This window comes from Amaricoccus macauensis, from assembly GCF_049800915.1.
In the GTDB taxonomy this organism is placed as follows: Bacteria; Pseudomonadota; Alphaproteobacteria; order Rhodobacterales; family Rhodobacteraceae; genus Amaricoccus; species Amaricoccus macauensis_A.
Genome location: NZ_JBNAFY010000003.1, coordinates 362,183 through 374,516, shown reverse-complemented (window position 1 = coordinate 374,516; position 12,334 = coordinate 362,183). Strand labels below are relative to the sequence as shown.

The 12,334-nt window shown below is 62.7% G+C and carries 11 protein-coding genes; 8 read left to right on the top strand and 3 right to left on the bottom strand.

Going from position 1 to position 12,334, the window contains the following annotated elements:
- Positions 1 to 27: 27 nt before the first annotated feature.
- From ACP15W_RS09545 to ACP15W_RS09535, 3 genes are read left to right on the top strand one after another with little or no spacing between them, the layout of a single operon-like run.
- Entirely contained in the window at positions 28 to 675 is a 648-nt protein-coding gene (locus ACP15W_RS09545) for a TetR/AcrR family transcriptional regulator (protein WP_424932644.1), read from the top strand.
- Between the two features lie 12 nt (positions 676 to 687).
- A complete protein-coding gene (locus tag ACP15W_RS09540) occupies positions 688 to 1,680 on the top strand; it encodes an MDR family oxidoreductase (RefSeq protein WP_424932643.1) in 993 nt (330 codons plus the stop codon).
- A gap of 44 nt (positions 1,681 to 1,724) precedes the next feature.
- Positions 1,725 to 2,429, top strand: coding sequence for a dimethylsulfonioproprionate lyase family protein (locus ACP15W_RS09535; protein ID WP_424932642.1), 705 nt, complete (start codon positions 1,725 to 1,727; stop codon positions 2,427 to 2,429).
- A 44-nt stretch (positions 2,430 to 2,473) separates the two neighbouring features.
- On the opposite strand, the gene ACP15W_RS09530 is transcribed toward ACP15W_RS09535, so the two are convergent.
- Positions 2,474 to 2,908 (bottom strand): NUDIX hydrolase, encoded by a 435-nt coding sequence (locus ACP15W_RS09530; protein ID WP_424932641.1) that lies wholly within the window; start codon positions 2,906 to 2,908, stop codon positions 2,474 to 2,476.
- A 101-nt stretch (positions 2,909 to 3,009) separates the two neighbouring features.
- Here ACP15W_RS09530 and ACP15W_RS09525 point away from each other — a divergent pair, with 101 nt between their 5' ends.
- The 4 genes from ACP15W_RS09525 (at position 3,010) to ACP15W_RS09510 (ending at position 8,967) form a co-directional block, all read left to right on the top strand.
- Positions 3,010 to 4,002 (top strand): Hsp33 family molecular chaperone HslO, encoded by a 993-nt coding sequence (locus ACP15W_RS09525; protein WP_424932640.1) that lies wholly within the window; start codon positions 3,010 to 3,012, stop codon positions 4,000 to 4,002.
- A gap of 178 nt (positions 4,003 to 4,180) precedes the next feature.
- Positions 4,181 to 5,323, top strand: coding sequence for an NUDIX domain-containing protein (locus ACP15W_RS09520; RefSeq protein ID WP_424932872.1), 1,143 nt, complete (start codon positions 4,181 to 4,183; stop codon positions 5,321 to 5,323).
- 82 nt (positions 5,324 to 5,405) lie between these two features.
- Positions 5,406 to 6,443, top strand: a complete 1,038-nt coding sequence (locus ACP15W_RS09515; protein WP_424932638.1) for a cysteine synthase A — start codon at positions 5,406 to 5,408, stop codon at positions 6,441 to 6,443.
- A gap of 25 nt (positions 6,444 to 6,468) precedes the next feature.
- Complete coding sequence (locus tag ACP15W_RS09510) at positions 6,469 to 8,967, top strand: DUF3772 domain-containing protein (protein ID WP_424932637.1); 2,499 nt, start codon at positions 6,469 to 6,471, stop codon at positions 8,965 to 8,967.
- On the opposite strand, the gene ACP15W_RS09505 is transcribed toward ACP15W_RS09510, so the two are convergent.
- Both ACP15W_RS09505 and ACP15W_RS09500 read right to left on the bottom strand, forming a co-directional pair.
- On the bottom strand, positions 8,927 to 9,205 hold the full coding sequence (locus ACP15W_RS09505) for a SemiSWEET family sugar transporter (RefSeq protein WP_424932636.1): 279 nt from the start codon (positions 9,203 to 9,205) through the stop codon (positions 8,927 to 8,929). The genes ACP15W_RS09510 and ACP15W_RS09505 overlap by 41 nt on opposite strands.
- 253 nt (positions 9,206 to 9,458) lie before the next feature.
- Positions 9,459 to 10,142, bottom strand: coding sequence for a sugar transferase (locus ACP15W_RS09500; protein ID WP_424932635.1), 684 nt, complete (start codon positions 10,140 to 10,142; stop codon positions 9,459 to 9,461).
- A 302-nt stretch (positions 10,143 to 10,444) separates the two neighbouring features.
- Here ACP15W_RS09500 and glyA point away from each other — a divergent pair, with 302 nt between their 5' ends.
- Complete coding sequence (gene glyA / locus ACP15W_RS09495; RefSeq protein ID WP_424932634.1) at positions 10,445 to 11,740, top strand: serine hydroxymethyltransferase; 1,296 nt, start codon at positions 10,445 to 10,447, stop codon at positions 11,738 to 11,740.
- The last annotated feature ends 594 nt before the right edge of the window (positions 11,741 to 12,334 follow it).

The following is a 12,334-nucleotide window of genomic DNA, read 5'->3' as shown; positions in this document are numbered from 1 at the left end:
TAGACCACATGGTCTATTTAATTCCCCATGAGCGGCGAAACGAGAATCGACACTAAGAAGTCCGCGCCGCGCCGCGGTCGCCCCAAACGGAACTGGGACGAGTCGGAGGCGCGCCGGAGGCTGGTTCGGGCCGGGCTCGCCCATCTGACGGAGAAGGGATATTCCGCCGTCGGTGTTGACGAGATCCTGAAGGCGGCATCGGTTCCGAAGGGCGGGTTCTACCACTACTTCCAGGGCAAGGCGGACTTCGGGAGCCATCTGATCGATGCCTATCACGCCTATTTCGCCGCCAAGCTCGATGCGGCCTTCCTGAACGACACGCTGCCTGCGCTCGATCGGCTGCGTGGCTTCACCGAGGATGCGGAGCGGGGCATGGCCCGGCATGATTTCAGGCGGGGTTGCCTCGTGGGCAATCTGGGCCAGGAAATGGGCGCGCTGCCGGAGGAATTCCGCCAGAAACTCACCGATGTGCTGGAGGACTGGCAGCGCCGCACCGCGGACTGCCTGAGGCTTGCGCAGGAGGAAGGCACCCTCGCACGTTCGTGCGATCCGGAAGCGCTCGCGGCGTTTTTCTGGATCGGCTGGGAGGGAGCCGTGCTGCGGGCGAAGCTGGAGCGAAGGGCGGACCCGCTCCGCACGTTTGCGACAGTGTTTTTCAATATGATCAAGGGATAGAGGAGGAACCCCATGTTCGACGCAATCATGATCGAAAAGTCCGAAGACGGCCAGACGGTCAAGATGACGGAGGTTGGTGCCGATCAGTTGCCCGAGGGCGATGTGCTGGTCGACGTGGCCTATTCGACCCTCAACTACAAGGATGCACTGGCGATCACCGGGGCTTCCCCGGTGGTCCGGAGCTTCCCGATGGTTCCCGGCATCGACTACTCCGGGATCGTGGTCGAGAGCGCGCATTCCGATTACAAGCCGGGCGATAGGGTGGTTCTCAACGGCTGGGGCGTTGGTGAGAAGCACTGGGGCGGTCTTGCGAAACAGGCGCGCGTGAAGGGCGACTGGCTGGTGCCGCTGCCCGATGGAATCAGCCTCCGGCAGGCGATGGCGATCGGCACGGCCGGCTACACGGCTATGCTCTGCGTCGATGCGCTGCAGAAGCACGGGATAACGCCCGAAAGCGGGGAAGTGGTCGTCTCCGGCGCCGCCGGTGGTGTGGGCAGTGTTGCGACCGCGCTACTGGCCGCGCGGGGCTTCGAGGTGGCGGCCGTGACGGGTCGCATGTCCGAGACGGATTATCTGAAGGGGCTTGGCGCCGCTTCGATCGTTGATCGGGCCGAGCTTTCCGGCAAGGGGCGTCCCTTGGCGAAGGAGCGTTGGGCCGCAGGCGTCGACGTGGCGGGCAGCACGGTTCTGGCCAACATGCTTGCGAGCATCAAGTATCGTGGCGTCGTCGCGGCTTGTGGGCTTGCGGCCGGAATGGATCTCCCTGCGACGGTTGCGCCCTTCATCCTGCGTGGCGTGACGCTTGTGGGTGTGGACAGCGTTAACTGCCCGAAGGCAGAGCGCCTTGAGGCCTGGGAGGGCCTGGCTCGTGATCTCGACCTGGCGAAGCTCGATGCCATGACGACCGAAATCGCGTTCTCTGACGTGGTCGAGACGGCGCCGAAGTTCCTCGAAGGCCAGATCCGCGGCCGGATCGTGGTGCCGGTGTCGCCCGAACTGGGCTGACCAACGGCGCGCGCAATACAGGACAGGAGGAGCCATACGGCCCGATGGAAGACCCGAGTGAGTTGGACCAGGCGCAGGAGTTGCGCCTGACGGATTGCCCGAGCTGGCTCTACCTGCTGCGCGAATTCGACACGCTCTATCGTCATGGCTCGGCGGGCGGAAGCCGGCTGATCCGCTCTCATCGGAAGCGGGTGCGCGACACGCTTTCTTCCATCATCGATTCGAATCCCTGCGTCCTGCCCCGACCGGTTTCCGCGAAGCCGGTCACGGGGCATCTGATGCGGGCGCTTGATCTCGGCGAGAAGGGCGTGGTCCATGGCATGGCCCGCGCCCTTTCGCGCGTTGCGGACAAGCTTACCTGGGAATACGGCTACGAGAAGGTGCCGAATTCGCTGAAGAACAAATATGCCTATTGCGAGGTGCTCGGGCCGAGGGGACCCGTCATGGCCGATCGGCTGATCCTCGGGTTCGTGCTGTTCGGGCCGCGGACCACCTATCCCCAGCACAGCCATCAGGAGATCGAGGAAAGCTACATTTCCGTGTCGGGTGCCTGGTCGGAGAACGATACGGCGGTCCACGCGCCGGGGTCGCTGATCCTCAATCGGCCCGGAGACGAGCACCGTATCACGACGGCGGATCTCGAACCATGTCTGCTGGCCTATGCCTGGACCGGGCCGGAAACCCGGCTTTCGGCGCCTGGAATGAAGCTCTCGTCGAATCGCAAGGCGCGGATGGCGCGCGGGATCTGATGAGCCGTCAGGCTCAGTCACCGCCTGCGGCGCGGCGGCTGTCGCTAAGCCGCCAGTTGCCGCACGAAATGCCGATCCCCCGCGTTGCCCAGCAGATCTGCCGCCACGTCCATCGGCATCCAGACGGCTCGGTGGGCAGGCTCCGAGGGCGGACCAACCGGCATGGCCGGCGCACTGAGATAGATGTGGCAGATCTTCTGGGCCCAGATCTCGTATTCCGGCATGTAGGTGAAGCGCTGGAAGACGCCAAGCTTCCTCAGAATGCGGATCTTCCAGCCTGTTTCCTCGAGGCATTCGCGGTGCAGGGCCGGAAGATGCGATTCGCCGGGATCTATGCCGCCGCCTGGAAGCTGGATTTCATAACGCGGGCGGGATTGCTCGGTGACGAGTACGTCTCCCCCCTCCCGGATGATCGTGTAGACCCCCGGTCGTGCCTTATACCTGATGCCCTCGCGGACAGGTTCCCCGAAACGTCTCATGGTTCGGACACTACGGTGCTGCGTCGCCGGAGAAAAGATGCATGATTGCATAGAGCCGCCCGCGTTCCTATCTGAGACGCCTGCATGACAGGAGAACTAACATGACACTCGCCGGCCGGATTGCCTGGGACGATATGATCCTGCCCTTTCAGCTCGATCGCGCCGATATTCGCGGTCGCGTAGCGCGGGTGGATTCCGTTCTCGAGACGATCATCGGTCAGCATGCCTATCCGGCGCCCGTTGCGGCGCTCGTGGCCGAGGCCACATTGCTGACGGCGCTGATCGGACAGACCGTGAAACACAACTGGAAGCTTTCGCTCCAGGTCAGGGGAAACGGGGCGATCCGGATGATCGCCACCGACTATTTTGCGCCCGACGTGGAAGGGGAAGCTGCGCAGTTGCGCGCCTATGCCGCCTATGACGAGGAGCTGATTGCGCGTGCAAACGGCATTGCGCCCTATGACCTGATCGGGGAGGGCGTCTTCGGGATCCTGATCGATCAGCGTCTTGGCGGGGAACCCTACCAGGGGATCACGCCGATTGCAGGCGGATCGCTGGCACAATGCGCCGAGACCTACTTCGCGCAGTCCGAGCAGCTGCCCACGCGGTTTGCGCTGGCGATGGGGGAATCGACGGTTCCCGGCGACGGTGCGCGCTGGCGCGGGGGCGGCGTGATGCTCCAGCATATGCCCAAGGCCTCGCCTTTCGCCAAGCAGGATGCGAGCGGTCCTGAGGGGTTGCTGGCCGCGGGCGACATGCTTGACGGGGACGACGAGGAGAACTGGAACCGGGCGCTGCACCTACTCGAGACCGTGGAGGAGACCGAACTGGTGGGCCCGCAGGTCGGCGCCGAAGATTTGCTGTTGCGGCTCTTCCATGAAGAGGCCCCACGGGTCTACACGGCCCAACCGGTGCAGTTCGGCTGCACCTGCGGACCCGAGAAGGTGATCGAGACGCTTTCGACCTATTCACGGGAGGATATATCCGATCTCATCACGGCGGAGGGCAAGGTGACGGCGGATTGCCAGTTCTGTGGGGCGCACTACGAGTTCGACCCGGCGGACCTGGGCCGCGATCCGGACGCCACTACTTGAAACTCTCCTGAAGCTTGCCGCCCTGCAGTATGATCGCGGGGCGGTCGGCCGGTCTGCGGGCCCGCTCAATCCGAATTATTTTTCCAAGTCCCTGACGCGCCTGTCGTGGTAGCGCGACGGGCCCTTCGCGGCTATCATGTTGCAGTGCGGGGTTGGTGGTAAGTGAGAAAGTGTGTTGATGGATCTGTTCCTGCCCGAACCATTCGCGTCTTCCGTCTGTCTTGAATTGCTGCCTTGCGATCAGGGAAGCCTTCGCGTCCAGACCGGTGCGATGTTGGAGAACCACCTGCTGACCCGAGCCGCTTCCGATATGGTGCCGGGTCTTGTGCCCTGCGAGGGCGCGCAGGCGAGCGGTGTTCTCGTAAGGCTCGACGACGAGGTTGTGCCCGCGAGATTGGCGTATGTCATGGAAGGCCTTGGCGCTGACGCCATTCCTGTTTCCGTCATTTGTGGCGGCTCCACGGTGGACGCCACGGCTTGTGTGCAGGCACAATCGGCGGGCCTTGCTGCGCCGTCGGAACCCGAGCAATGGAGCCCTGACGATCAGGCAGTCCTCGACGAAGTGGTTTGGGAAATTGCTGGACAGTTCGGCAGGAAACCGGCGTCAGACCTGCCCGGACTTCTGCACGGGATCGGATTTCGCGCCATTGCGCGAGTGCGCGGCGCACGCACGCGGACGCCGACGGATCTGCGTGGCACGTCGCCTGCGGAGGACGATATCGAGCCGCTCGCCTTCCAAAGCGGTTATGCCAAGTATTTTGCCGTGGAAGAGCACCGCTACCGCCACCGGCGGTTCGACGGCAGTTTTTCGGCACCGCTAGATCGGGCTATTCTCGCCAGCGGCGACGCGGTGACGGTCCTGCCGTTCGATCCCGCCACCGGCAATGTTCTGGTTATCGAACAGGTGCGCCCGGCTCCGCTTGCGCGCTGCGATCCGAACCCATGGCTGATCGAACCCATTGCCGGGCGTTGCGACAAGCTCGAGCCTTCGGAGGCGACGGCGCGGCGCGAAGCGAACGAAGAGGCGGGGGTTACCCTCGGCCGGTTGGAGCTGATCTCGGCCTATTATTCGACGCCGGGGATTTCGAGTGAATACATGACGTCCTATGTCGCGGAGGCCGATCTGTCTAATGCGGGCGGAAACTATGGGCTCGACGAGGAAGGCGAGGATATCCGCGCGATCGTTCTGCCGCTTGATGTCGCGATGCAGGCGGTCGCCAGCGGGGAAATTAACGTGGGGCCGCTTGTCCTGTCGCTCTTCTGGCTCAACGCCAATCGCGAGAGGCTGATGCGGGTCTGGGGCGCCGAGAGCGCTGCTTGATGGAGCCGCGCGTTCGGTCTAAGGAAGGGCGCTCGGGTCCGGAGCGCCCGAGGCCTGTGGCGCGCGGATCGGAGTTGTTTGCATGAGAGTAAGAAGAGATTTGCCCGACGCGGTCGGGAATACGCCGTTGATCCGGCTGAAACAGGTCTCGGAAGAAACCGGCTGCGAGATCCTCGGCAAGGCGGAGTTCATGAACCCGGGCCAGTCGGTCAAGGACCGGGCCGCGCTCTTCATCATTCGGGATGCCATCGAGCGCGGAGAGCTTCGACCGGGCGGGGCCATCGTCGAGGGAACGGCGGGCAACACCGGCATCGGGCTGGCTCTGATCGGTGCGGCCATGGGTTTTCGGACGGTTATCGTGATTCCCGAGACCCAGAGCCAGGAGAAGAAGGACATGCTGCGGATTGCGGGCGCCGAGCTCGTCGAGGTTCCGGCGGTCCCGTATCGCAATCCGAACAACTACGTGCGCTATTCCGGGCGGCTGGCCATGGCGCTGGCCAAGTCCGATCCGCGGGGGGCCGTCTGGGCGAACCAGTTCGACAACGTGGCGAACCGGCAGGCCCATGTCGAGACGACCGCCCCGGAGATCTGGGACCAGACCGGCGGCAAGGTCGACGGTTTTATCTGTGCCGTCGGGTCGGGCGGCACGCTGGCGGGCGTCGCGGAAGGACTGCGGGCGCGCAAGCCCGACGTGAAGATCGGGCTGGCCGATCCGGATGGTGCCGCACTCTACCATCACTACGCCCACGGTTGTCTCAAGGCGGAGGGCTCCTCGATCACCGAAGGCATCGGGCAGGGCCGGATCACCGCCAACCTCGCGGGCCTCGAGGTGGACATGCCCTACAACATCCCCGATGCTGAGGCCCTGAAAGTGCTCTTTGCGCTTCTCGAGAACGAGGGACTGAGCCTGGGCTCGTCGAGCGGCATCAATGTTGCGGGCGCGGTTCGCATGGCGCGGGATCTTGGTCCGGGCCACACGATCGTGACGGTGCTTTGCGACTATGGAACGCGCTACCAATCGAAGCTCTACAACGAAGAGTTCCTCCGTTCGAAGGGGCTACCTGTCCCGGCATTCCTCGAACGGGCGGCCGCGACCCTGCCCGATGTCATGGAAGGCTGACCTCCGCACGCGGATTTCGCAGGTCATGTATTGGCTCCTCCGAAGTCGGCTGAGCGCGCTCCGTGATTTCCGGGTGGTGCCGGCGTTTCTCTGTCTCTTTCTGCTCTGCGCCCCGATAGGTGCCCTGGCGCAATCCGGGGCAGGGGCAACAGATGGATCCGGTTCGGTTGCGCAAAGCGTGCCGGATGTTCCGACCGGGGCCATGCTCGACGAGCATTCCGAGGCGGTCGAGGCGCTGCTCGAGCAGCCCGGCCTCAACATTAAGCAGCTTCAGGACATGCGGTCCGAGCTTGTCGGGCTGCGGAACCGGGCCACGGAACTTCAATCCAGCGGGCAGACCACGATTCGTGAACTGGAAGCGCGGCTCGAAGCGCTCGGACCCGCGCCCGAGGAGGGCACGGGAGAGCCCTCCCAGATCGCGTCGCGCCGGGAGACGCTGAACCGGCAACTCGGAGAAGCGCGTGTTCCCGTGGTTCAGGCGCAAGAGGCCGAGGAGCGTCTTGGCCAGTTGATCGTGAGCCTCGACCGCAAGCTGATCGAGGAATTCTCGCAGAACCTCGTGACACGCGGACCCGCGCCGGTCTTGCCGTCACACTGGAAGGTAGCATTCGGTGAAGTCCGGGATCTGCTCCAGGCGCAGATCCAGGCAGCAAAACAGGCCGCGTCCGACGCCGCCGTGCGAACGGCAGTGGCGGATCAGTTGCCGATCCGGATCATCGTGCTGCTCGGTGCGGTGGCGCTGACGTTTCACCTGAGATCGCGCGCGGGAGACTGGATCGAACGCACGCTGGACAGGGCAACACGGCGGCGCACGGTCGCCTGGATCCTTGCGTTGCGCAATCTTAACCGGATTATCCTGCCAACAGTTGGAGCGGGGCTTCTGTTTGCGGCGCTTCAACCCGGCGCTTGGATGGCCGTTGAGCCGCAGGTCAGCTACTTCGGTGTTCCTCCACCGGTCTGGTATCTGATCGGTGCGGGGTGGCTCGGTGGCAGTCTCTTTGCGCCTCGGACCGCCAATCACCGGGTTCTCCCGCTGGACAATGTCGAGGCACGCTCCGGTGCGCGCATCATTCTCTACCTCGGGCTCCTGCTCGCATGCGATCGGGTGTTGGCGGAGCTCGTGGCGGCGGGCGGGCTCTCGGCCTCGACCCAAGCGGTGCTCTATCTGCCGCTGATCCTGGTCGGATCGGTGCAGCTTCTGCTTCTTGCATCGCTCCTTCGGCTTCTGCGCCGTCGCATCAGCGACCGGGTCGCTTCCGGCCATACCGATGCGCAGACGGTCAACGTCGGCCTTCAGACGATGGATCTCTTTGCCAGCCTGATCCGGCTTGCAGCCTTCGCGGCACCGGTTCTTGCCATGATCGGTTTTCTCGCCGCGGCGCGTTTGCTGGAATTTCCGCTGATGAAGACCGCCGGGCTGGCGGGGGCGGGGCTCGTCGTCTTTGATCTGTTGAGCAAGACATTCGTTTCGATTTTCTCCGATCGCACCCGGCGGGGGCCGGATCAGGGCCAGGGCGATGGCGGGCTGATCCCCGTTTTCGTGGCGATTCTCGTCTTCGTTGCCTGCCTGCCTGTGCTTGGTCTGATCTGGGGGGCGCGGCCAACGGATATCGTCGAATCCTGGCGGATCCTTTCCGAGGGCACCAGTTTCGGCGGGGTGACTCTCTCGCCGGTCGGGTTCTTCAAGTTCCTGCTGGTCTTTGTCATCATCATCGGCGTTGTCCGCTTCATCCAGACGATTCTGCGCGGAACCGTCCTTCCGCGTACGAAGCTCGATGCCGGCGGGCGCAACGCCATCATCGCGGGAATGAACTATGTCGGGGTCGGGACCGCGCTTGTTCTCGGGATTTCCGCCGCGGGGCTCGACCTGACCAACCTTGCCATCGTGGCCGGTGCGCTCTCGGTCGGGATCGGCTTCGGCTTGCAGACGGTGGTGTCGAACTTCGTTTCGGGAATCATCCTGCTGATCGAGCGCCCCATCAAGGAGGGCGACTGGATCGAGGTAGGCGAGTTCACCGGCTATGTGACGGGTATCCGCGTGAGATCGACCATCATTGAGACCTTCGACAAGGCCTCCGTGATCGTGCCCAATGCCGATCTCGTGGCTGGCACGGTGCTGAACCGGACGCTCAGCGATATTGCCGGTCGGCTCATCGTGCCACTGCATGTCAGCTACGATACCGATCCGCGGAAGGTCGAGGCGATCCTGATGGAACTGGTAGAGCGGCATCCGCTGGTGCTCGAGGATCCGGCACCTGCAGCGCTTTTCATGGGGTACGGACCCGACGGGCTGAATTTCGAGCTGCGCTGCTATCTTCGGGATGTGAACTTTATCCTGACGGTCAAGTCGGACATGTATTTCGACATCTTCGACCGCTTCCACAAGGAAGGCATTCATATTCCGCTACCGCAACGCGATCTGCACTTGCGCACGGCGGATGGGCTTCAAGGCCTGCTCGCTTCGGATACGCCTAAGGGCAAGTCTAGCGCAGAAAGCGCAGACCCAGAACATCCCGAAGCTTGAGCCCGAGAAGGATCAGCACGAGGATGAGGGTTGCCCCGTTCGCGAGGATCACCGGCAGCTGCCCTTCGCCGATGCCATAGACGAGCCACAGGGCAAGGCCCGTCGCAAGCACACAGAGCATCACAAGGCTGAGGCCAGCGGTAGACCGGCTGCGCCAAGTCTCGATGACCTGCGGCAGGAAGGCAAACGTGGTCATGGCGGCGGCCGCGAGGCCGATCAGGTCAAATACGCTGGTCATGTCGGGTGGTCCTGTCAGCGGTGACTGCGCCGCAAACGCGAACGCAGCAGGATCGTGCCCATATTGCGTTGAGAACCGGTGTCTTGAACCGCGAAAATATGCATGGCAGCCATGCGTTTATTGCAAGTCTGTGCGGTGAGCCGGCCTTGACGGACGGTGTTTCGCCGGTGCCCCGTGGCTCAGATCAGACGCGAAGAGGACACGGGCCGGGAGGCACCGTGTCCAAAAATGAGGGGTCGAATGTTCGGGGGCGTCAGTATCCGGTGCCGCGGAGGACAACTCGAACAGTTGCGAGGATCACGAGGATGTCCGTGTAGAGCGAAAGCCGGCGGTTGTAGCGGTTGTCGAACGCCGAGCGCCCGGCGAACGAGGTGGAATTGCGGCTCGAGATCTGCCAGAAGCCGGTCAGGCCCGGACGAAGGGCATAGTAGGCACGGCCCGGATAGAGCGACACCTGCTCGGGAAGCATCGGACGCGGGCCCACGAGGCTCATGTCACCGATAAACACGTTCCACAGCTGCGGAAGCTCATCAAGGGAGGTCTTGCGGATGAGCCTGCCGACAGGCGTGATCCGGGGGTCCTTCTTGAGCTTCTGCGTGCGATCCCACTCGGCACGGGCCTCGGGATTTTCCGCGAGATAAGATTCCAGCATCTGATCGGCATTGGCGACCATGGAACGCAGCTTCCAGATCTTGAACTCACGTCCGCCCTTGCCGATTCGGCTCTGGGTGTAGAACGCCGAGCCACCGTCTCGCTTGATCAGAAAGGCAAGGATCAGCACTACAGGAAGAATAACAGGCGAAGCTGCGAGCACGATGAAGAGATCGAGCACACGCTTGAAATACCGACGATAAAGCTTTCCGGTAACCTCAGCACCGGCGGTCGGGCGCGCCACGCCCTGGATTTCGTCCAACCTGCCTTCTGCAGTTCCGATCATAACAAGATCCCTCACTCGACTGCGGCTCGACACATTGTCCGCATAACTGTTGCACTGTCCGATCGACCAACGCATATTGCCCGATCTTCCGCGATCACTAAAGTCTTAATCGTTTGCACTGCAAAATAATGTGACATTCGTCACACACTCCCCTCTTTTCGTCGGAAAATGCGAGATTTGCACGTTTCGCGAACATCCGCATGGCGCATGTGGCGCGGGAAGTGGCGGTTGCGCCCTTTCCTGCGGAGGGCAAAAGGGCTATGTCACCGGCGCGTCACATGCTTGCCCGCGAGGAGAGATCGATGAAGCATGACAAGCCCGTATCCGCCTTCTTCACGGAGCCGCTTTCGAGCCGCGATTCGGCGATCTTCGAGGTTCTGGGCCAGGAGCTCGGTCGCCAGCGTGAGGAGATCGAGCTGATCGCCTCCGAGAACATCGTAAGCCTTGCCGTGCTTCAGGCACAAGGCTCTGTGCTCACCAACAAGTATGCCGAAGGCTACCCCGGCAAGCGCTATTATGGTGGCTGTCAGTTCGTGGATGTGGCCGAGCAGCTTGCCATCGACCGGGCCTGCGAGCTCTTCGGTGCCAAGTTCGCCAATGTTCAGCCCAATTCCGGCAGCCAGATGAACCAGGCGGTGTTTCTTGCGCTTCTGAAGCCTGGCGACACCTTCATGGGTCTGGATCTGAACTCGGGTGGCCACCTGACGCACGGCTCGCCGGTGAACATGTCCGGCAAGTGGTTCAACGTGGTCTCCTACGGGGTGCGCGAGCAGGACCAGCGGCTCGATATGGAGGACATCCGCGCCAAGGCGCTCGAGCACAAGCCGAAACTGATCCTTGCGGGCGGCACGGCCTACAGTCGATTCTGGGACTGGGCGGCGTTCCGCGAGATCGCGGATGAGGTCGGGGCCTACCTGATGGTGGACATGGCCCATATCGCCGGGCTTGTCGCAGGTGGCGCACATCCGTCACCGGTTCCGCATGCGCATGTCTGCACCACGACCACCCACAAGTCCCTGCGCGGTCCGCGCGGAGGGCTCATCCTGTCGAACGACGAGGCAATCGCGAAGAAGATCAATTCCGCGGTGTTCCCCGGTCTTCAGGGCGGACCTCTCATGCATGTGATCGCGGCGAAGGCGGTCGCTTTCGGTGAAGCTCTCACGCCGGCCTTCAAGGACTACGCGGCGCAGGTTGCTGCAAATGCGAAGGCGCTTTCGGCCTCCGTCCAGCGGGGCGGGCTCGGGGTCGTTTCGGGCGGAACCGACAATCACCTGATGCTGGTCGATCTGCGCCCCAAGGGTGTCACAGGCAAGGCGGCCGAGAAGGCTCTCGGTCGGGCTCACATCACCTGCAACAAGAACGGTGTTCCCTTCGATCCCGAAAAACCGTTTGTCACCTCCGGTATCCGCCTTGGGACGCCTGCAGGAACGACGCGCGGCTTCGGCGAAGCGGAGTTCGATCAGATCGGGCAGATGATCACGGAAGTCGTGGACGGGCTTGCCGCCAATGGCGAAGACGGCAACGGCGAGGTGGAAGCGGCCGTGAAGGCTCGGGCCATCGACCTTTGCCGCAAGTTCCCGATCTACCCCGGCCTCTGAGCCGCTCGGCGAAGTTTTCGCGCGTAATCTTCAAGAATACCTGGCGCCGCGCATCTGCGTGGCGTCTTGGTATCGAGACCCAGGTTTGATGGGACTCGACTATCGGGTCAGGCGGTCACGGATCGCGAAAGATCGATTGCGGCTGCTGAGTTCACGCCTGCGAAGCGAGGAACAGGCGCAGCATTTCGTTGACGTTTCTCGCGTTCTCGGCGGTCTTTCGAAAGGCCAACTCCGTCGTTCGAAGACCTCTGCATAATTCATGTAAATCCATCACCCGCTCCTCAATGAGCATCCCATGCATCTTGAAAGGGATTTAGCACGTATTGAGATACAGTGGTCGGACAAATTCGCGCTTTAGTTGCTGAGTAGTTGAGCCGAATCCGGCATGGTTAGCGCGCCGTTCACCCGCACTTCGCGACAATCGGCGATTTTCCTGCGGCAAAAATTGTAAATTCGGCAGGAAAGGTCGCCGCTGCACAATCGCGGACGTCTTCCACGCAAACCGTTTGCCTGCAAGCTGAAAATGCTGAGATTTTTGGATTGAAAGGATCGAGGCGCCGGTTGGCGAACTCCGATATTGACAGGTGAGAGTGA

Coding starts and splice junctions, on each gene's coding strand:
- ACP15W_RS09545 (WP_424932644.1), top strand. CDS start 28: ATGAGCGGCGAAACGAGAATCGACACTAAGAAGTCCGCGCCGCGCCGC.
- ACP15W_RS09540 (WP_424932643.1), top strand. CDS start 688: ATGTTCGACGCAATCATGATCGAAAAGTCCGAAGACGGCCAGACGGTC.
- ACP15W_RS09535 (WP_424932642.1), top strand. CDS start 1,725: ATGGAAGACCCGAGTGAGTTGGACCAGGCGCAGGAGTTGCGCCTGACG.
- ACP15W_RS09530 (WP_424932641.1), bottom strand. CDS start 2,908: ATGAGACGTTTCGGGGAACCTGTCCGCGAGGGCATCAGGTATAAGGCA.
- ACP15W_RS09525 (WP_424932640.1), top strand. CDS start 3,010: ATGACACTCGCCGGCCGGATTGCCTGGGACGATATGATCCTGCCCTTT.
- ACP15W_RS09520 (WP_424932872.1), top strand. CDS start 4,181: ATGGATCTGTTCCTGCCCGAACCATTCGCGTCTTCCGTCTGTCTTGAA.
- ACP15W_RS09515 (WP_424932638.1), top strand. CDS start 5,406: ATGAGAGTAAGAAGAGATTTGCCCGACGCGGTCGGGAATACGCCGTTG.
- ACP15W_RS09510 (WP_424932637.1), top strand. CDS start 6,469: ATGTATTGGCTCCTCCGAAGTCGGCTGAGCGCGCTCCGTGATTTCCGG.
- ACP15W_RS09505 (WP_424932636.1), bottom strand. CDS start 9,205: ATGACCAGCGTATTTGACCTGATCGGCCTCGCGGCCGCCGCCATGACC.
- ACP15W_RS09500 (WP_424932635.1), bottom strand. CDS start 10,142: ATGATCGGAACTGCAGAAGGCAGGTTGGACGAAATCCAGGGCGTGGCG.
- glyA (WP_424932634.1), top strand. CDS start 10,445: ATGAAGCATGACAAGCCCGTATCCGCCTTCTTCACGGAGCCGCTTTCG.